The organism is Streptomyces saintjeani (assembly GCF_055409605.1).
Window position 1 is genome coordinate 2,587,215 of the sequence record NZ_CP189624.1, and the last position, 18,530, is coordinate 2,605,744.

17 protein-coding genes are annotated in these 18,530 nt (G+C 70.5%); 11 read left to right on the top strand and 6 right to left on the bottom strand.

What is annotated here, in order from left to right; genetic code table 11:
• Nucleotides 1-28: 28 nt before the first annotated feature.
• A complete protein-coding gene (pspAA, locus tag ACQCO7_RS11525; RefSeq protein ID WP_464071733.1) occupies nt 29-307 on the bottom strand; it encodes a PspA-associated protein PspAA in 279 nt (92 codons plus the stop codon).
• A 22-nt stretch (nt 308-329) separates the two neighbouring features.
• Nucleotides 330-1,127, bottom strand: coding sequence for a PspA/IM30 family protein (locus ACQCO7_RS11530; RefSeq protein WP_409114701.1), 798 nt, complete (start codon nt 1,125-1,127; stop codon nt 330-332).
• 216 nt (nt 1,128-1,343) lie between these two features.
• Between ACQCO7_RS11530 and ACQCO7_RS11535 the strand changes: the two genes are divergently transcribed.
• Together ACQCO7_RS11535 and ACQCO7_RS11540 are read left to right on the top strand one after the other, a co-directional pair.
• A complete protein-coding gene (locus ACQCO7_RS11535; protein ID WP_464077195.1) occupies nt 1,344-1,973 on the top strand; it encodes a DUF3043 domain-containing protein in 630 nt (209 codons plus the stop codon).
• A gap of 86 nt (nt 1,974-2,059) precedes the next feature.
• On the top strand, nt 2,060-2,761 hold the full coding sequence (locus tag ACQCO7_RS11540) for a class I SAM-dependent methyltransferase (RefSeq protein WP_464071734.1): 702 nt from the start codon (nt 2,060-2,062) through the stop codon (nt 2,759-2,761).
• A 57-nt stretch (nt 2,762-2,818) separates the two neighbouring features.
• Here ACQCO7_RS11540 and ACQCO7_RS11545 read toward each other — a convergent pair whose 3' ends face one another.
• Nucleotides 2,819-3,031, bottom strand: coding sequence for a hypothetical protein (locus ACQCO7_RS11545; RefSeq protein ID WP_010360665.1), 213 nt, complete (start codon nt 3,029-3,031; stop codon nt 2,819-2,821).
• Nucleotides 3,032-3,209: 178 nt separating this feature from the next.
• Here ACQCO7_RS11545 and ACQCO7_RS11550 point away from each other — a divergent pair, with 178 nt between their 5' ends.
• On the top strand, nt 3,210-4,412 hold the full coding sequence (locus ACQCO7_RS11550; protein WP_464071735.1) for a bifunctional adenosylcobinamide kinase/adenosylcobinamide-phosphate guanylyltransferase: 1,203 nt from the start codon (nt 3,210-3,212) through the stop codon (nt 4,410-4,412).
• A 209-nt stretch (nt 4,413-4,621) separates the two neighbouring features.
• Here ACQCO7_RS11550 and ACQCO7_RS11555 read toward each other — a convergent pair whose 3' ends face one another.
• On the bottom strand, nt 4,622-5,449 hold the full coding sequence (locus ACQCO7_RS11555) for a methyltransferase domain-containing protein (RefSeq protein WP_464071736.1): 828 nt from the start codon (nt 5,447-5,449) through the stop codon (nt 4,622-4,624).
• A 135-nt stretch (nt 5,450-5,584) separates the two neighbouring features.
• On the opposite strand from ACQCO7_RS11555, the gene cobT reads away from it, so the two are divergent.
• The 3 genes from cobT (at nt 5,585) to ACQCO7_RS11570 (ending at nt 9,142) form a co-directional block, all read left to right on the top strand.
• Nucleotides 5,585-6,682, top strand: a complete 1,098-nt coding sequence (cobT, locus tag ACQCO7_RS11560; protein ID WP_464071737.1) for a nicotinate-nucleotide--dimethylbenzimidazole phosphoribosyltransferase — start codon at nt 5,585-5,587, stop codon at nt 6,680-6,682.
• A gap of 88 nt (nt 6,683-6,770) precedes the next feature.
• Complete coding sequence (locus ACQCO7_RS11565; RefSeq protein ID WP_464071738.1) at nt 6,771-8,450, top strand: phosphatidylglycerol lysyltransferase domain-containing protein; 1,680 nt, start codon at nt 6,771-6,773, stop codon at nt 8,448-8,450.
• Complete coding sequence (locus ACQCO7_RS11570; RefSeq protein WP_464071739.1) at nt 8,447-9,142, top strand: hypothetical protein; 696 nt, start codon at nt 8,447-8,449, stop codon at nt 9,140-9,142. Before ACQCO7_RS11565 ends, ACQCO7_RS11570 begins: the two co-directional genes overlap by 4 nt.
• A 90-nt stretch (nt 9,143-9,232) precedes the next feature.
• Here ACQCO7_RS11570 and ACQCO7_RS11575 read toward each other — a convergent pair whose 3' ends face one another.
• Nucleotides 9,233-9,979, bottom strand: coding sequence for a hypothetical protein (locus ACQCO7_RS11575; RefSeq protein ID WP_464071740.1), 747 nt, complete (start codon nt 9,977-9,979; stop codon nt 9,233-9,235).
• Between the two features lie 60 nt (nt 9,980-10,039).
• On the opposite strand from ACQCO7_RS11575, the gene ACQCO7_RS11580 reads away from it, so the two are divergent.
• Nucleotides 10,040-10,822 (top strand): adenosylcobinamide-GDP ribazoletransferase, encoded by a 783-nt coding sequence (locus ACQCO7_RS11580; protein WP_464071741.1) that lies wholly within the window; start codon nt 10,040-10,042, stop codon nt 10,820-10,822.
• Nucleotides 10,823-11,216: 394 nt separating this feature from the next.
• On the opposite strand, the gene ACQCO7_RS11585 is transcribed toward ACQCO7_RS11580, so the two are convergent.
• Nucleotides 11,217-12,023: an endo alpha-1,4 polygalactosaminidase gene (locus ACQCO7_RS11585; protein WP_464071742.1), complete on the bottom strand. Its 807-nt coding sequence runs from the start codon at nt 12,021-12,023 to the stop codon at nt 11,217-11,219.
• A gap of 260 nt (nt 12,024-12,283) precedes the next feature.
• On the opposite strand from ACQCO7_RS11585, the gene ACQCO7_RS11590 reads away from it, so the two are divergent.
• From ACQCO7_RS11590 to ACQCO7_RS11605, 4 genes are all read left to right on the top strand, one after another.
• Complete coding sequence (locus tag ACQCO7_RS11590) at nt 12,284-13,801, top strand: leucyl aminopeptidase (RefSeq protein WP_464071743.1); 1,518 nt, start codon at nt 12,284-12,286, stop codon at nt 13,799-13,801.
• Nucleotides 13,802-14,305: 504 nt separating this feature from the next.
• Nucleotides 14,306-15,694, top strand: a complete 1,389-nt coding sequence (lpdA, locus tag ACQCO7_RS11595; RefSeq protein WP_355876539.1) for a dihydrolipoyl dehydrogenase — start codon at nt 14,306-14,308, stop codon at nt 15,692-15,694.
• 60 nt (nt 15,695-15,754) lie between these two features.
• Complete coding sequence (sucB, locus tag ACQCO7_RS11600) at nt 15,755-17,509, top strand: 2-oxoglutarate dehydrogenase, E2 component, dihydrolipoamide succinyltransferase (protein WP_464071744.1); 1,755 nt, start codon at nt 15,755-15,757, stop codon at nt 17,507-17,509.
• Nucleotides 17,510-17,736: 227 nt separating this feature from the next.
• On the top strand, nt 17,737-18,360 hold the full coding sequence (locus ACQCO7_RS11605) for a GntR family transcriptional regulator (protein WP_464071745.1): 624 nt from the start codon (nt 17,737-17,739) through the stop codon (nt 18,358-18,360).
• The last annotated feature ends 170 nt before the right edge of the window (nt 18,361-18,530 follow it).

Sequence of the window (18,530 nt, forward strand, 5' to 3'; positions counted from 1 at the left end):
CCCCGCGTCCCTCTCGGGGTCCGTTCCGTCAGCCTGGGATCAGGCCGTCGTTGTTCAGCATCGCGCGGACCTCGGCGAGGGTCGCGTCCGGGGCGGGGAGGATCAGGTCGGAGGGTTCCAGGGTCTCGTCCGGGAGGGGTGTGCCCAGGCGGCGGACCTCGTTCAGGAGGGCCGTCAGGGTGTGGCGGAACGCCTGGGTGTCGGCGGATTCGAGAGCCGTCAGGAGGTCGTCGTCCAGTTTGTTCAGTTCGGGGAGGTGGGTTTCCGAGAGTTCCAGCTGGCCCTCACCCATGATCCGCACGATCATGACGACCTCCTTGGCGTGACCCCTACTGCTTGTCGAAGCGGGGGGTGTCCTGTGGCTGTTGTTGGGGCTGGGACTGACCGGCGCCGCCTTCGATGGCCTGCTGGGAGGCGGAGGGACCGCCGGCCAGCTCGGCCTTCATGCGCTGGAGTTCCAGCTCTACATCAGTACCACCGGAGAGACGGTCCAGCTCGGTCTGGATGTCGTCCTTGGCGAGACCCGTGGGGTCGTCGAGGGCACCCGACGCGAGCAGCTCGTCCAGCGCACCCGCGCGGGCCTGGAGCTGCGCGGTCTTGTCCTCGGCACGCTGGATCGCGAGGCCGACGTCCCCCATCTCCTCGGAGATGCCGGAGAACGCCTCACCGATCCGGGTCTGGGCCTGCGCGGCGGTGTACGTCGCCTTGATGGTCTCCTTCTTCGTACGGAAGGCGTCCACCTTGGCCTGGAGCCGCTGGGCCGCGAGGGTGAGCTTCTCCTCCTCGCCCTGGAGCGTGGAGTGCTGCGTCTCCAGGTCGGTGACCTGCTGCTGGAGCGCGGCGCGGCGGGACAGCGCCTCGCGGGCGAGGTCCTCACGGCCGAGGGCGAGCGCCTTGCGGCCCTGGTCCTCCAGCTTGGACGACTGGGACTGCAACTGGTTGAGCTGGAGCTCCAGCCGCTTGCGGGAGGTGGCGACGTCGGCCACGCCCCGGCGGACCTTCTGGAGCAGCTCCAGCTGCTTCTGGTACGAGTAATCGAGGGTTTCGCGCGGGTCCTCGGCCCGGTCAAGGGCTTTGTTCGCCTTCGCGCGGAAGATCATCCCCATACGCTTCATGACACCGCTCATGGGCTTCGCGCGCCCCCTTCTGACAGTCTCCAGCTCACGATCTGCGACAGAACCCACAGTACGGGCCCTGCCTCCATTGACGCACTGTTCCGGAACGGATGCGCTCCTCCCCAAGGACGACTGTGTCCGCCCCCGATCCGGCGTAAGGAGTAGGTGAACCCCTTGGCTTACAAGACGACCGGCGTTGCCGGATCGTTCCCCGCCCGACTGGGGTCCATGCGTCCGGAACGCTTACCCTTGGGTTTTGTGTTCCGTAGCCGTGCCACCAAGGACGAGAAGGCCGCCGCCGACGAGGCGTCGCTGACCGACTCCACTCAGACCCGAGACCCGCAGGCCCCCAAGGGCCGGCCCACGCCGAAGCGCAGTGAGGCCCGCTCCCAGCGCCGCAGCGTCTCCAACACGCCGATGACGCGGAAGGAGGCGGCGAAGCGCCAGCGCGAGGAGCGCAGGCGCCAGCTGGACAAGCAGCGCGAGGCCCTCGCCGGTGGCGACGAGCGCTACCTGCCCGCGCGCGACCAGGGCAAGGTCCGCAAGTTCACCCGGGACTACATCGACTCCCGGCTGAACGTCGCGGAGACGTTCCTGCCGATGGCCGTCGTGATCCTCGCGCTGAGCATCGTCCGCGTCGCCGAGCTCCAGACGCTCTCGCTGCTGCTGTGGCTGGTCCTGATCGTGCTGATCGTGCTCGACTCGGTCGTCATCAGCTTCCGGCTCCGCAAGCAGCTCACGGCCCGCTTCCCCGAGGAGAGCCACAAGGGCGCCGTGCCGTACGCCCTCATGCGCTCCCTCCAGGTTCGTCGGCTCCGCCTGCCGAAGCCGCAGGTCAAGCGGGGTGCGAAGCTCTGAGCACGTCGCCGTCGTTCTCCGGGGACGCGGCCGAGGCCTGGCTCGACCGGCTGGGTGGGCTGCGGGACGTCGTACGACAGGAACTGGTGGCACGCCAGCTCGACGAACAGATAGCCGGGCGGTACTCCGTCGGACGGCGGCTGCGGGTCCTCGACGTCGGGATGGGGCAGGGTACGCAGGCCCTGCGGCTCGCCCGGCTCGGTCACGAGGTGACCGGGCTCGAACAGAATCCGCTGATGCTGGCCACCGCCCGTGAGGCGCTCGCCCGTGAGCCCGAGGGCATCCGCGAGCGGGTGCGGATCATAGAGGGTGACGGGCGGGAGACCGGTGTCCACTTCCTGCCGGGCAGCTTCGACGTCGTGCTCTGTCATGGGGTCCTGATGTATGTTCCCGATCCCGACGCGCTTCTCGCCGGGCTCGGGCGGATGCTCGCGCCCGGGGGGATGGTGTCCCTTCTCGTCCGCAACGGGGACGCCCTCGCCATGCGGCCCGGGCTGTCCGGGGACTGGGCCACCGCGCAGGCCGCGTTCGACTCCTTCGACTACACGAATCGGCTCGGGCTCGATGTGCGGGCGGACCGGCTGGCCACGCTGACCGATGCGCTGGCCGGGATCGGGGCGCCGCTCCAGGCCTGGTACGGGGTTCGGGTGTTCACCGACGCGGCTCCCGACGACGCGGTCGTGCCCGAGGATCTGGGGCCGTTGCTCGCCGCCGAGGAGCGGGCCGGGCGTACGGATCCCTATCGGGGGGTCGCCGCGTTGATCCACCTGTGTGGCGTGCGGGGCTGACCGCTCGTACCACCGCCCGGTGAGGGGTTCCCCACCGGGCGGTGTGGTTCTCCTGGCTCAGGAGTCTGCCGGGTGCAGGCTCATCGGGCCGTAGATCTCCGTGGTGTCCTCGAAGAGGCGTACCTGGTCCGCGCCGCCCTCCGCCAGGGCCTGCCACTGTTCGCCGATCCAGGACTCGGCGTCGCCCTGCGTGGTGAACTCCTCCGGTTCCACGGCGGGTTGGACCTCCGTCCCGTCGGTCTTCTCGAACCGCCACGTCCATGCCGCCATGTACGCCTCCTGGTGTGACCGGGGTCTGATCTTGGTCCGGTGGCCCAGAGTATGCGGTCAGGTGGGCCGGTCGTAGGGGGCTTCGAGGTTGTTGTTCGGCTGACCGGCCGGTGGGGGTTGTTCGCGAGTCCTTTGCCCATGTCGCGCGTTCGCTTCTCCTTCAGGTGAAAATCGATCCGTGGAATTGACTCTGCTCGGTACCGGTGCCCCTGCGGGGCTTCCCCGTCCTGACTGTGCTTGTGCGGTGTGTGCCGTGTCTCTCGGGGAGGAGGTCCGGGCGGCTGCCTCCGTGCTGGTCGACGGGGCCCTTCTGCTCGATCTCACTCCCGGGGCCGCCTTTGCCGCCGCCCGGGCCGGGCAGTCGCTCGGGGGGGTGCGGCAGGTGTTGTTGTCCCATCCCCATGACGGGCCCGCTGTCGAGGTGCCTCCTGGGCTTCCCCGGCCCGGGCGTGTGCCCGATGGGCGGGAGTTGGCCCTGTTGACCGGGCATCGGGTGCGGGCCGTCGCCATGGATGCCGGGGGGACCGGGTACGCCGTCACCGGGGGCGACGGGCAGCGGATGCTGTATCTGCCGCCCGGTGGGGCTCCTGCGGGGCTTGAGGAGGGTGGGGGGCAGCGGTACGACATGGTTCTGCTCGATGTCGTGGGGCGGCCGGACGCTCTTGCCCGGCTGCGGGCGGTGGGGGCTGTCGGCGCCACGACCGATGTGATCGCCGTTCACCTTGACCATGACGTCCCCCCTGGGCCCGAACTTCGGCGCCGGCTCGCCGCGGTCGGGGCTCGGGCCGTGGGGGACGGTACGACCCTCACGGTCGGCGTCTACGAGGACGTACCCGACGTTCCCCGTCGCACCCTCGTTCTCGGTGGCGCGCGGTCCGGGAAGTCCGTCGAGGCGGAGCGGCGGTTGGAGGCGTTTCCGGATGTCCTGTACGTCGCGACGGGCGGGGCGCGTGGGGGTGACACGGAGTGGGCCTCCCGGGTCGCCCTCCACCGTGAACGGCGGCCCGGGTCCTGGCGTACCGCCGAGACCTGCGATCTGGTGCCGTTGCTGGTGGAGGAGGGGGCGCCGTTGCTCATCGACTGTCTGTCCCTGTGGCTCACCGATGCGATGGACTCCGTCGGGGCGTGGGACGACGCGGTGTGGGCGGACGGGGGGGAGAAGGCGCTCCGTGGAAGGGTCGGCGAACTGCTGGAGGCGCTGCGGGGGACCCAGCGGACAGTGGTCGTCGTATCGAACGAGGTGGGTTCAGGGATCGTCCCCGCAACGGCCTCCGGCCGCCGGTACCGGGACGAGCTGGGGAGGCTGAACGCGGGGGTGGCTGGGGAGTGCGAACAGGTTGTGCTGGTGGTGGCGGGGCAGGCGATGGTCCTGCGGGGCTGAGGTGGTGGGGCGGGTGCGGGTGCCTTGTGGTTGCTCGCGCCCACGCGGCGGAGCCGCACATCGATACAGCCCCGCGCCCCTGAAGAACCGGCAGTGACCGTAGCTTTTCAGGTGCGGGGCTGTGTCGATGTGCGGTCAGCGTCGGTGTTTTTAGGGGCGCGGGGAACTGCGCGATCAGCCCCCACCGGGCCGCAGCCGAAGCACTCCCCCTACGCCACCCCCTTCCTCTTTCTCGCGATCACCCTGTACGTGTTCGCGAAGCGGGTGCGGCGTAGCAATGGGGCCAAGATGTGGTCCAGTGCTGTCGCTAGCGCCAGTAGGGGTTTCGTCAGAGGGTGCATACGGGGTGGGATGTGGCGAGTCAGGAGCAGCGCTGTTGCTGTTGATGCGTCGTACGGGATGTGTGCCCCTCGGCGGTCCGTCGTGATGATTTCGCAGCCCTGGGACTCCAGTTCTGTGCGGAGGTTTTCCAGGGGGATCAGGTGGTGGGCCTGCGGGAGGCGCCACTTGTTCAAGGGCGTGCGGGCCGGGAGTTCCAGGAGCGCGTGGCCGCCGGGGCGCAATGCGCGGAGTGCTGCGGACAGTTCGGCCCGGGGGTCCGGGGTGTGTGCCAAGTGGTGCAGGACGCTCACCACGTCGTAGCGGGAGTCGAGCGCGGGGCCCAGTCCCCGGTGCGCCTCCTCCACCCGGCCCGCCGAGCGTGCCCGGTCCACGCGAGGCGTCGTGTCCACCCCGTCGAAGGACGTGTACGTGAACAACTCCTTCGCCGCCTCGGGGAAGTCCGCGTACCCCGTACCGACGTCCAGCCAGCTCTCCGGCTCCGGGAACGGGGCCATCGCGTGGGCGGTCGCGAGGAGGCGGCGGCGAGTTGTGCGGGTGGCGAGGGCGCGGGTCAGGAGCGGTCCCCGTACAGCGCCCGCCGTCGCGCGGAAACCGTGCCCGCACTCCTCGCACTCGGCGTACCCCCGGCCCGTGCGGAGGCGTTGGGAGCCGCACCAGGGACAGGTGTCGCGGCGCGGTTCCTGGACGTCCGGCATGAGCGCTCCCCACTGGCCGACAATCTTCGCGAAACGGAACGTATGGGATCGCGATCTTGCGTGCAACGACGCCGCACCCCCGGCGGGGAGATGTGGCGCGGAAACTGTTCGACCGGGGCCGGTACTGTTCGGCGAATGAGCTCGCTTAATCTCGACGACTTCACCGATCTGATCGAGCGCCCCGACGGCGGGGTACGGCGCGACGCGGAGGCGCGGCGGGAGCGTCAGATCGTGCCGCCCGGTGCGCTGGGGCGCCTCGACGACCTGGGTGAGTGGCTGGCGGCGGCGCAGGGCGTGGTCCCGGTGCGCCCGGTCGACAATCCCCGGGTCGTGCTGTTCGCCGGGGACCACGGGATCGCGGAACTCGGCGTCTCCGCACGGCCTGCCGGGACCGCCGCCGAGCTGGTCCGCGCGGTGCTTGAGGGCGGTCGCCCCGTCTCCGTGCTGGCGCGCCGCGCCGGGGTCCCGGTACGGGTCGTGGACATGTCCCTGGACTGCGAGCCGGACACGTTCCCGGCGGAGGTCGGACGGCATCGGGTACGGCGGGGCAGCGGGCGTATCGACATCGAGGACGCGCTGACCCTGGAGGAGGCGGAGGCGGCGTTCCGTGCGGGGGTGGCGGTCGCCGACGAGGAGGCCGACTCGGGGACCGACCTCGTGGTGCTGGGTGATGTGAGTGTGGGCGGGACGACGGCGGCCGGTGTGCTGATCGCCGCGCTCTGCGGGACGGACGCTTCCGTGGTGACCGGGCGTGGCGGGCTCGCCATCGACGACCTGGCCTGGATGCGCAAGTGCGCGGCGATCCGGGACGCGCTGCGGCGGGCCCGGCCCGTGCTCGGGGATCAGCTCCAGTTGCTCGCGACCGTCGGCGGGGCGGACCTCGCCGCGATGACCGGGTTCCTCCTCCAGTGCGCCGTACGGAAGCTGCCGGTCGTGCTGGACGGGGTGGTGGTCGCCGCGTGTGCGCTCGTCGGCCAGCGTGTCGCTTTCCGCGCGCCCGACTGGTGGCTGGCCGCACACAGGACCGGGGAGCCGGGGCAGGCGAAGGCGCTGGACCGGATGGCGCTGGAGCCGCTGCTGGAGCAGAACGTGCGGGTCGGGGAGGGTGCGGGGGGCGTGCTGGCGCTGCCGTTGGTGCAGGCTGCCGCCGCGTTGGCCGCGGAGTTGCCGGAGAAGGCCGAGGAGAAACCTGCGGACGAGGCCGTGGAGTCCGAGGCGTCCGGCGACGAGTAGGGGGGTGGGCGCAGTCCCGTCGTATCGGGCTGCGCCCTTGCGCGGTGATCGTCAGGTTTCCGCATAACGGGACATAGCATCCCGACGCATGGGACGCGTTCGGGCTGGTGCTGTTGTTGTCTGGTATCTGCGGGTGGTTGCGTTCGTCAACTTCCTCAGTGGGGTGTGGGTGTCGTTCGGGCAGGATGTCCGGCAGCACAATCAGGCGGATCTGTTCACGCCTTATCTCTTGACCGCCGGGTTTTCCTCCGGGGTTTTCGCCACGTTTCTCGCCGTCATGACAAGGCGGCGGAAACGGGCCGCCTGGATTCTCAATCTGGGGCTCAGCGGAGCATTTCTGCTGCTGTTCTCCGTGGCCATGCTGCTGCCCGAGGTCCGGCGTTATCCGCAGAATTGGGTGTCCCTCGGAATCACCGCCGGATTCGTGGTGGCGTTGCTTCTCGGACGGCGGGAGTTCTACGCGAAAGGGGACCGGGCCAACCCGAAGCTCGCGGCTCTGGTGGGCGGGGGCGGGCTGCTGGGCGCGTCCTTGCTGGCCGGGGGGCTGGTCGCGCTCACCGACACGGCGGGCGGTGGCTTCGTGCGGCAGTGGTGGTACGGCACCCTGCGGCTCGTGTCGGTGTCCGCCGAGGAGTCGGGGGTCGCGCCGCCCACCTGGGTCGATGTCGCCGTCAACGGGATGAGCACCGTACTCGTCCTCGCCGTGCTGTACGCCGCGTTCCGTTCCCGCCGGGTCGTCGATCCGCTGGGGGACGAGGACGAGAAACGGCTCCGGGAACTGCTCGACAGACACGGCGAGCGGGATTCCCTCGGCTATTTCTCCCTGCGGCGTGAAAAGAGCGTCGTGTGGTCGCCGACGCACAAAGCCGCTGTCACTTATCGGGTCGTCGGAGGCGTTTCGCTGGCCTCGGGAGATCCGCTCGGAGATCCCGAGGCGTGGCCGGGAGCCATTGCGCCGTGGCTCGACGAAGCGCGGGCGCACGGGTGGATTCCAGCGGTGATGGGGGCCGGGGAAGAGGCGGGGAACGTGTACCGGCGGCACGGGCTCGACGCGCTGGAACTCGGGGACGAGGCGATCGTGGAAGTGGACGAGTTCACGCTGGAGGGCAGGGCGATGCGGACCGTGCGGCAGGCGTACAACCGGGTGCGGCGGGCCGGGTACACCGTACGGATCCGGCGGCACGAGGAGGTTCCGGGTGCCGAGATGGCCGGGGTCGTGCGGCTGGCCGACGCGTGGCGGGACGGGGACACCGAGCGCGGCTTCAGCATGGCGCTCGGCAGGCTCGGGGACCCCCGGGACGGGCGGTGCGTGGTCGTCGAGTGCTTCGACGCGGAGGAGGTGCCCCGGGCGCTGCTGTCCTTCGTACCGTGGGGGCCCCACGGGCTCTCCCTCGACCTCATGCGGCGTGATCGCGGCAGCGACAACGGGCTGATGGAGTACATGGTCATCGAACTCCTGCGGCGGGGCGGGGAGATCGGGATCACTCAGGTCTCGCTCAACTTCGCGATGTTCCGGTCCGTCTTCGAACGGGGGGCGCGGCTCGGGGCCGGGCCCGTGCTGCGGCTGTGGCGGTCGCTGCTCAGCTTCTGCTCCCGGTGGTGGCAGATCGAGTCCCTCTACCGGGCCAACGCGAAGTACCGGCCGATCTGGGAACCACGGTTCCTGCTCTTCGAGAAGAGCGCGGACCTGCCCCGGATCGGGCTGGCGTCGGCTCGGGCGGAGGGGTTTCTGGAGGTGCCGGGATGGTTGCCGGGAGGTCGCCGATGAACGTGCTCGTCCGGTGGGCCCGTACCGAGTGGGGGCCGCTGTGGCTCGCCGTGCGGCGGCGGTGGGCCGTGCCGGTGATGACGGTCGCGGCGGTCTGTACGACGTCGGTGCTGCAAGCCGCGCAGAACCTCGACTGGGGGTACCAGGTCGTCCAGGACCTCGGCGCGGTCCGCGCGCAGGACCCGCTGCTCCTGGCCCTCCTCCGTACGCCGCTCTCCCTCTTCGTCCCCGCGCTCGACCTGCCGGTCTGGGGTGCGCTGGCCCAGATCCTGCTGGTGTTCGGGCTCGCGGAGATCTGTCTGGGGTGGGGGCGGACGCTGGCCGTCGCGTACACCGCGACGCTCGCCGGGACGTTGTACGCGCGCGTGGGGGTCGCGCTGGGGCCCGATGTGCCGGTGCTGGGGCTGCCGGCCTCGGCCGCGAAGATCGTCGACACGGGGCCGTCGGCCGCGGTCGTGGGGCTCGCGGTGTATCTGGCGTGGCGGTATCGGGCGTATGCGACGGGTGCGGTGGTGGTGCTCGCGATGGTGGTGGAGGTGGCCGTGAAGGCGAACCTCGCGGGGAAGGAGCATGTGGCGGCGATCGTCGCGGTGGGGGTGCTGGTGGGGGTCCGGGAGTGGTGGGGGCGGAGAGTGGGTGAGCATGAGCTTGCGGGTGGGGTGACGGGGGAGGCGGAGAGGGTGGGGAGATGAGAGCGAGGGAGCGAGGCGAGAGGCGCGGCGAGGGGGCCGCGAAGAGGTGGCGTACGGAGAGGGTGAGGCTGTGAGGGGCCCGTTTCCTTCTCAGCGTGACGACGGGTCCGGTTTGCCTCCCACCAGTTCCTCCACGCACCTTCGTACCCGTGACCAGCGGCGGTCGCTGCGGGCCGCTCTGCGTTCGGCTCGGGCTCTTGCTCGGGGGCGGCGGGTGTAGAAGTGGCGGGCCCAGGGGGACTTGGGGCGGGCCAGGCGGATCGCGCCGATCAGGGCGACCGTGGGGACGATGGCGCCGAAGATCGCCGTGCGGGCCTTGCCCTTCGCCAGGGCGATCAGGGAGAGGAGGAAGTTGATGACCACCGTCGTCAGGGCTACGCCTCTGCCCGCCACCTCGTCGTTCGAGAGGTCGTCCACTCCCAGCGGGGAGTAGCCGAGGAGGACCAGGCCGACCAGCGCCGCCGTCAGGACCACCACCTCCACGCTCTTGCGGCCCTCCTCCGTCCAGTACACGTCGTCCAGGTGCAGGATCAGCGCGAACTCGTCCAGGACCAGGCCCGTGCCGATGCCGAAGCAGACCGCCGAGGCGCAGGCGCCCGCGCCGTGCGTGCCGGTCGCGATCGCGCCGAAGCCGCCGATCACCGTCAGGACCACGCCGGGTACGACGTGGTGGATGTGCAGGCCGCCCGCCTCGACGTTGCCGAACGGGCCCTTGCCCGCGCGGATCAGGCGGGTCACCAGGCGGGTGAGGAGGAACGTCAGGACGAAGGCTGTGAGGGCCAGGAGGAGGGGGAGTTTGCCCGGTTCTACGATGTTCCGTTGCAGCCAATGTCCCATGTGCGCACTTTATCCCTGTTGCCGGTGGGGCTCGGTGTGACCGTCGGATAATCTGCCCCGATGCCCTCGATGTCCGACAGTCTCTCCCTCCACGGCCTGCGGTTCGCCTTCGGCACGCTGACGGTGATTCCGGTCCGTGTGTCCCGGTGGGACCGGGGGGCCGCGCGGGGTGGGATGACGTGGGCGCCGGTGGTGGGGGTGGTGGTCGGGGGGTGTGCGGCTGCGCTCGGGGGGGTGCTGCTGGTGCTGGGTACGGGGGCGATGGTGGCCGCTGTCGCTTCGGTGGCCGTTCCCGCGGTTCTCACTCGGGGGCTGCATCTTGACGGGCTGGCCGATACGGCTGATGGGCTCGGGAGCGGGAAGCCTCCGGAAGACGCCCTGCGCATCATGAAGCAGTCCGATATCGGGCCGTTCGGGGTGCTGACGCTGGTGTTGGTGCTGTTGGCTCAGGTCGCCGCGGTGACTCGGCTGTACGAGGAGTCGTGGGGGCGGGGGGCGTTCGGGGTGGTGGTGGGTGCGGTGGTGGCTCGGCTGGCGTTGACGTTCGCGGCGCGGGCGGGGGTACCGGCGGCTCGGCCGGAAGGGTTGGGGGCGGCTGTTGCAGGGGTTGTACCGGTGCGGTGGGTGTGGGGAGTCGGGGGTGCGGTGGGGTTGTGCGCGGGGATGGTGGGGTGGTGGGTCGGGGTGGTTGCGGCGGTGCCGGCCGTCGTGTTGGGGGTGGGGGCGGCGGAGTTGTTGTTGCGGCGGTGCTTGAAGAGGTTCGGTGGGGTGACCGGGGATGTGTTCGGGGGGGTTGCGGAGGTGGCGGGGGTGGTGAGTTTGGTCGTGCTGACGGTGGGGTGAGCGCGGTATCGGAGGGGGGCGGATGGTTGTGTGGCGGGTGCGGCGCCGTTGTGGCTGGTCGCGCAGTTCCCCGCGCCCCTAACGGCGTTGCGGTGACCGGCGCCGTCCAGCCGACCCCCGCGCCCCTTGATCCCCGCGCCCTTCGACCCCCGCACCCCTCGCCCCACGCACCCCTCGCCCCACGCACCCCTCGCCCCTCGCCCCTCGCCCCTCGCCCCTCGCCCCTCGCCCCTCGCCCCTCGCCCCTCGCCCCTCGCCCCTCGCCCCTCGCCCCTCGCCCCTCGCCCCTCGCCCCTCGCCCCTCGCCCCTCGCCCCTCGCCCCTCGCCCCTCGCCCCTCGCCCCTCGCCCCTCGCCCCTCGCCCCTAAAAAACGGCATCAGCCTGACGTTCGTTTCAACATGATCTGCGCCATGCCCCCAGCTCGTACTTCTTCTCCAGTGAGCTCAGTTTCAACTTCCTTGACTCCTTGCAGAACTTGGTCGTCGGGAGTTCGTACTCCACGTGGAACACCGCCTTGTTCGCCTTGATGAATGGTGTGAGCGTGTCGCATTCGTCGTACTGGGCGCACTGTTCGTTGACCGCGAAGTCGAAGTCGTTTAGGAGGGACGGGATTTGGTCCATGTCGTTTTTCAGGCCCACCGACATGCCTCGGTCGTGGGAGAGTTTGGCTATCAGGCGGTTGTAGTGGAGTTGGTCGTCGGGGGTTAGAGGGAAGCCCGTTTCGTTGCGGTAGCCGTCCATGTTGTCCGGCTCCACCGCGTCGAAGCCCTTCTCCTTGCACATGTCCAGGCGCTTGGCCATCAAGGGTTCGAGGGTGTTCAACTGGCGGATGTCCAGCCAGCGTTCGCCCTCCCAGCCGTTGCTCCTGCCGATGACCGACTTGGGGAAGTCCGCGGCGTCGGGGCGCCAGTCCTCGTACGCGCCGGTCGAGATGTAGCAGATGACCTTGCGGTTCTTTGCGTGGAGCGCCGCGACCGTCGCCTTGGACTGGTCGAAGCCGTCGATGTCGTAGACGGGGACGTCGACGGACGTGTCGAGCTTGCCGTTCAGCTGCCATTGCCAGGCGACACCGGGCCGGGGCTGCCAACGGCCACTCGGCGCCGAAGGAGTCGGGGTGGGGTCGTCCTCGTCGGGTGCCGACGTACTCGTACAGCCGATGAGCAGCAGCAGCGGAAGGATGACCAAGGGGGCGCGTCTCAACGGACCGGCTCCAGACTGTGCGGCAGACGTTCTCCGAGGATGATCCCCTTTACCGCGAGGTGAACACGCGCGGGCGTGAGCGGACGCACACACCCGCGTAGGCTCATGGCGGGATCTGTCGCATCGGTTCGCCGCGCCGATGAGAGGGACCCCGGCACGACCGTGCGCCGGTGGCCGACCTAATGTCGACGGCCGGGTTCGGTCGACCCACACCGTTCGGCCACAGCACTCTCATATTCGGAAGCGGAGAAATCACCACCGTGACTGCTCTCACTCTCAGCACCGCCGCGGCGCCCGGCCTCCGGGCCGACGCGATCGTGATCGGTGTCGCCAAGGGCGCGAAGGGCCCGGTTGTCGCGCCGGGCTCGGAAGCCGTGGACAAGTCCTACGACGGCAAGCTCGCCGCCGTCCTGGAGACCCTCGGCGCGTCCGGCGCCGAGGGGGAGATCACGAAGCTGCCCGCGCCGGCCGGCTTCAAGGCACCGCTGATCGTCGCGGTGGGTCTCGGCGCGGAGCCCGCGAAGGACGCGGCGTACGAGGCGGAGGCGCTGCGGCGGGCCGCCGGCGCTGCCGCCCGGGCGCTGGCCGGGACCAAGAAGGCCGCGTTCGCGCTGCCGCTGGGCGAGGCCGGGGAGGTCGGGGCGGTCGCCGAGGGCGTGCTGCTCGGGGCGTACTCCTTCGACACGTACAAGGAGAGCGCCAAGGGGAAGGGCGGCAAGGCGCCGCTCGGGGAGGCCGCGCTGCTGGGGGGCAAGCCCCGGGACGCCGTGCAGAAGGCGGCGCTCGCCCGCGCCGTCGCCGTGTCCGAGGAGCTGAACCGGGCGCGGGATCTCATCAACATGCCGCCGAACGACCTCGACCCGGCCGCGTTCGCCGCGCTCGTCGTCGACGCGGGCAAGGTGCACGGGTTCAAGGTCGAGGTGCTCGACGAGAAGGCGCTCACCGAGGGGGGGTACGGGGGGATTCTCGGCGTCGGGCAGGGGTCCGCGTCGGCTCCTCGGCTCGTGAAGCTGTCGTACAGCCACCCGAAGGCCGCGAAGAACCTCGCGTTCGTCGGCAAGGGGATCACGTACGACTCCGGTGGTATCTCGCTGAAGCCCGCCGGGCACAACGAGACGATGAAGTGCGACATGAGTGGCGCGGCGGCCGTCTTCGCGGCTGTCGTCTCCGCCGCCCGGCTTGAGCTGGAGGTGAACCTCACCGGGTGGCTGGCGCTCGCCGAGAACATGCCGTCGGGGACGGCCGTGCGGCCCGGGGACGTGCTGCGGATGTTCAGCGGCAAGACCGTGGAGGTGCTCAACACGGACGCGGAGGGGCGGCTCGTTCTCGCGGACGCGCTGTGGGCGGCGTCGCTGGAGAAGCCGGACGCCATCGTGGACGTCGCGACGCTCACCGGCGCGATGATGCTGGCGCTGGGGAATCGGACGTTCGGTGTGATGGCCAACGACGACGCGTTCCGCTCCGCGATCTACGACGCGGCGGAGGAGGTCGGCGAGCCGGCCTGGCCGATGCCGCTGCCGGCCCACCTCCGCAAGGGGATGGACTCCCCCACGGCCGACATCGCGAACATGGGTGAGCGGATGGGTGGTGGCCTTGTCGCCGGGCTCTTCCTCCAGGAGTTCGTGGGCGAGGGCATCACCTGGGCGCACCTCGACATCGCCGGGCCGGCGTTCAACGAGGGCGGGCCGTTCGGGTACACGCCCAAGGGGGGGACGGGGTCGGCGGTACGTACGCTGGTCCGGCTCGCCGAGTTGACCGCCTCGGGCGACCTGGGCTGACGGTTCGCCCACTGAGTGGGGTGCTTCCGTCGTAGGGCGGCTTCAGGGGCGTGGTGGGTTGCTCGCGCAGTTCCCCGCGCCCCTGAGGAGTCGGCTGATCCCCGTCGTCGGCTGCTCGCGCCCGCGCGGCGGAGCCGCACATCGGTACAGCCCCGCGCCCCTGAGGGAGTCGGCTGATCTCCCTCGCCGGCTGTCCGCGCCCACGCGGCGGAGCCGCACATCGACACAGCCCCGCGCCCCTGAGGGAGTCGGCTGATCTCCGTCGTCGGCTGTCCGCGTGTCTGAGGGCGTGGCCCTCGCCCCCCTCCAGACGTCCCCCGACCTCGGGTCCCGTGTGGTGTCTCACACCCCAGCCCCGTGTCTCGTCCGCGTTGTACAAGTGCGAGGATGGGGGGCGGCAGGACAGGGCCCCCATCCAAGGGCCGAAGCAATGAGCGGCCGGACACCAGCCGCCTGCCGGTCAGTGACGACCGGCGTACGGCGCACATGCATGGAGGACGTGACGTGGCGAACGACGCCAGCACCGTTTTCGACCTAGTGATCCTCGGCGGTGGCAGCGGTGGTTACGCCGCGGCGCTGCGCGGGGCGCAGCTGGGTCTGGACGTCGCCCTGATCGAGAAGGACAAGGTCGGCGGTACCTGCCTGCACCGGGGCTGCATCCCCACCAAGGCCCTGCTGCACGCGGGCGAAGTCGCGGACCAGGCTCGGGAGAGCGAGCAGTTCGGTGTCAAGGCCACTTTCGAGGGCATCGACATCGCGGGCGTCCACAAGTACAAGGACGACGTGATCTCGGGCCTGTACAAGGGCCTCCAGGGTCTCGTCGCCTCCCGCAAGGTGACGTACATCGAGGGCGAGGGGCGCCTGTCCTCCCCCACCTCGGTCGACGTCAACGGCCAGCGCGTCCAGGGCCGTCACGTCCTCCTCGCGACCGGCTCCGTGCCGAAGTCGCTGCCGGGCCTGGAGATCGACGGCAACCGGATCATCTCCTCGGACCACGCCCTCGTCCTGGACCGCGTCCCGCAGTCCGCGATCATCCTCGGCGGCGGTGTCATCGGCGTCGAGTTCGCCTCCGCGTGGAAGTCCTTCGGTGCGGACGTCACGATCATCGAGGGTCTGAAGCACCTCGCCCCCCTTGAGGACGAGAACTCCTCCAAGCTTCTTGAGCGCGCGTTCCGCAAGCGCGGCATCAAGTTCAACCTGGGCACGTTCTTCTCGAAGGCCGAGTACACGGCCGACGGCGTCAAGGTCACGCTGGCCGACGGCAAGGAGTTCGAGGCCGAGGTCCTGCTCGTGGCCGTCGGCCGCGGCCCCGTCTCCGCCGGTCTCGGCTACGAGGAGCAGGGCGTCGCGATGGACCGCGGCTACGTCCTGGTCGACGAGTACATGCGCACCAACGTCCCGACGATCTCCGCCGTCGGCGACCTCGTCCCCACGCTCCAGCTCGCGCACGTCGGCTTCGCCGAGGGCATCCTGGTGGCGGAGCGGCTGGCCGGCCTCAAGGCCGTGCCGATCGACTACGACGGCGTGCCCCGGGTGACGTACTGCCACCCCGAGGTCGCCTCCGTGGGCATCACCGAGGCGAAGGCCAAGGAGATCTACGGCGCGGACAAGGTCGTCGCCCTGAAGTACAGCCTCGCGGGCAACGGAAAGAGCAAGATCCTGAAGACCGCGGGCGAGATCAAGCTCGTCCAGGTCAAGGACGGCGCTGTGGTCGGCGTCCACATGGTCGGCGACCGCATGGGTGAGCAGGTCGGCGAAGCCCAGCTGATCTACAACTGGGAGGCGCTGCCGGCCGAGGTCGCGCAGCTCATCCACGCGCACCCGACGCAGAACGAGGCTCTCGGCGAGGCCCACCTCGCCCTGGCCGGCAAGCCGCTTCACGCGCACGACTGACCCTCGGTCACCGAAGCGACGACACAGACTTTCCGCAACTCGTAAGGAGCAACCGAAACCATGGCGGTTTCCGTAACCCTTCCGGCGCTCGGTGAGAGCGTCACCGAGGGCACCGTCACCCGCTGGCTCAAGGCCGAGGGTGAGCGCGTCGAGGCCGACGAGCCCTTGCTCGAGGTCTCGACCGACAAGGTCGACACCGAGATCCCCGCGCCCGCGTCCGGCATCCTCGCGTCCATCAAGGTCGCCGAGGACGAGACGGTCGAGGTCGGCGCCGAGCTGGCCATCATCGACGACGGCACCGGGGCTCCCGCAGCGGCCCCGGCCGCCGAGCCCGTCGCGGCTCCGGCCGCGCCGGCGCCTGTGGCTGAGGCGCCCGCCGCTCCGGCCCCCGTGGCCGAGGCTCCCGCCGCAGCTCCGGCCGCCGGTGGCGCGTCCGGTACGGACGTCGTCCTGCCCGCGCTCGGCGAGTCCGTCACCGAGGGCACCGTCACCCGCTGGCTGAAGTCGGTCGGCGAGGAGGTCGCCGAGGACGAGCCTCTCCTGGAGGTCTCCACCGACAAGGTCGACACGGAGATCCCGGCGCCCGTCGCCGGTGTCCTGCTGGAGATCGTCGTCGGCGAGGACGAGACGGCCGAGGTCGGCGCGAAGCTCGCCGTCATCGGTGCGCCCGGTGCCGCTCCGGCCGCCGCTGCCGCCCCGGCTCCCGTCGCCGCGCCCGCGCCGGTCGCCCCGGCCCCGGCCCCGGCCGCTCCGGCTCCCGCCCCGGTCGCCCCCGCGCCCGTCGCGGCTGCCCCGGCTCCGGTCGCGCCCGCCGCCCCGGTCGCCGCCCCCGCCCCGGTGGCCCCGGCGCCCGCCGCGCCCGCCACCGCCGGTGACGACGGTGCGTACGTCACTCCGCTCGTCCGCAAGCTCGCCGCCGAGAACGGTGTCGACCTCGCGGCCGTCAAGGGCACGGGTGTCGGCGGCCGGATCCGCAAGCAGGACGTCGTCGCCGCCGCCGAGGCCGCGAAGGCCGCCGCCGCTCCGGCCCCCGCGCCGGTCGCCGCCGCTGCCGCCGCGCCGAAGAAGACGACCCCCGTCCTGGAGGCGTCGCCCCTGCGTGGCCAGACCGTCAAGATGCCGCGCATCCGCAAGGTCATCGGCGACAACATGGTCAAGGCGCTGCACGAGCAGGCGCAGCTGTCCTCGGTCGTCGAGGTCGACATCACGAAGCTGATGAAGCTCCGTACGCAGGCCAAGGACTCCTTCGCCGCGCGTGAGGGCGTCAAGCTCTCGCCGATGCCGTTCTTCGTCAAGGCCGCGGCCCAGGCCCTCAAGGCCCACCCGGTCATCAACGCGAAGATCAACGAGGCCGAGGGGACCATCACCTACTTCGACTCCGAGAACATCGGGATCGCGGTGGACTCCGAGAAGGGCCTGATGACCCCGGTCATCAAGGGCGCCGGCGGCCTCAACATCGCCGGTATCGCCAAGGCCACCGCCGACCTCGCCGGCAAGGTCCGCGCCAGCAAGATCACGCCGGACGAGCTGTCCGGGGCGACCTTCACGATCTCCAACACGGGGTCGCGTGGCGCGCTCTTCGACACGATCATCGTGCCGCCGGGGCAGGTCGCGATCCTCGGCATCGGTGCCACGGTCAAGCGGCCGGCCGTCCTGGAGACGGAGGAGGGTACGGTCATCGCGGTGCGCGACATGACGTACCTGACGCTCTCCTACGACCACCGCCTGGTCGACGGCGCGGACGCGGCGCGCTACCTGACCGCCGTGAAGGCGATCCTGGAGGCCGGTGAGTTCGAGGTCGAGTTGGGCCTCTGACTTGGCAGCCGCAAGGCTGAGGATCTCAACGAGGTAGAGCTCGGCCTGTAACACTCTTTGCCGTACGTCGCTGCCCTCGCCGGAAATCCTCCGGCGGGGGCTTCGTCGTGTTGTCCCGTGGCTGCCGTGTAAGTCTCGTCTCACCTGCGTAAAAGGGCCCCCGCGTGCCCTGCCCGCGGCGGCTTGCGGCCGTATTGTCTAAACGTCAAACGCCGTAAGGAGCCCACATGACCGCGCCCGTCGTCCACTCGCTGCGCGAGCAGATCCGCGAGCACATCGTGGAGGGGATCGTCAGCGGGCGCTGGAAGCCGGGCGAGCGGATCGTGGAGCGCCGGATCGCTACGGAGCTGGAGGTGTCCCAGACGCCGGTGCGGGAGGCGTTGCGCGAGCTGGAGTCTCTTCGGCTGATCGAGTCGGCTCCCAACAAGGGCGTACGCGTACGGAACCTGACGGCGGCGGACCTGGAGGAGAGTTACCCGGTTCGGGCGGGGCTGGAGGCGATCGCGGCGGAGCTGGCGGCGGAGGCGCTGGCGGTGGACTGCTCGGCGCTGGAGCCTCATGTGGTGGCCCTGTACGAGGCGGACCGCTTGTCGGACGGTACGGGGCAGGTGCGGCACACGGTCGCGTTCCACCGGGAGTTGGTGCGGGCAGCCGGGAACTCGGTGCTGCTGCACACGTGGGAGGGGCTGGGCATCGAGGTGTTCACGGCGTTGTCGATCCGCTGGCTGGGGACGGTGCAGCAGTCGTACGCGGAGGAGCACGAGGAGTTGGTGGCGGCGTTCAAGAGGCGCGACCCGAGGATCGCGGACTTGGTGAAGGCCCACGTACTGGGGTGTGCGCCGAGCGCGTGAGGGGTGGGGTGGTGACGGTGGACTGGCGGCTGCGGGCCCGTCGTGGCCGTTCGCGCAGTTCCCCGCGCCCCTGAAGGACTGGGTTGCGCCGAGTTTTTGTCTTAATGCCGCACCTGGCAACCGCACAGCCACCATCGTTTTTTAGGGGCGCGGGGAACTGCGCGAGCAAC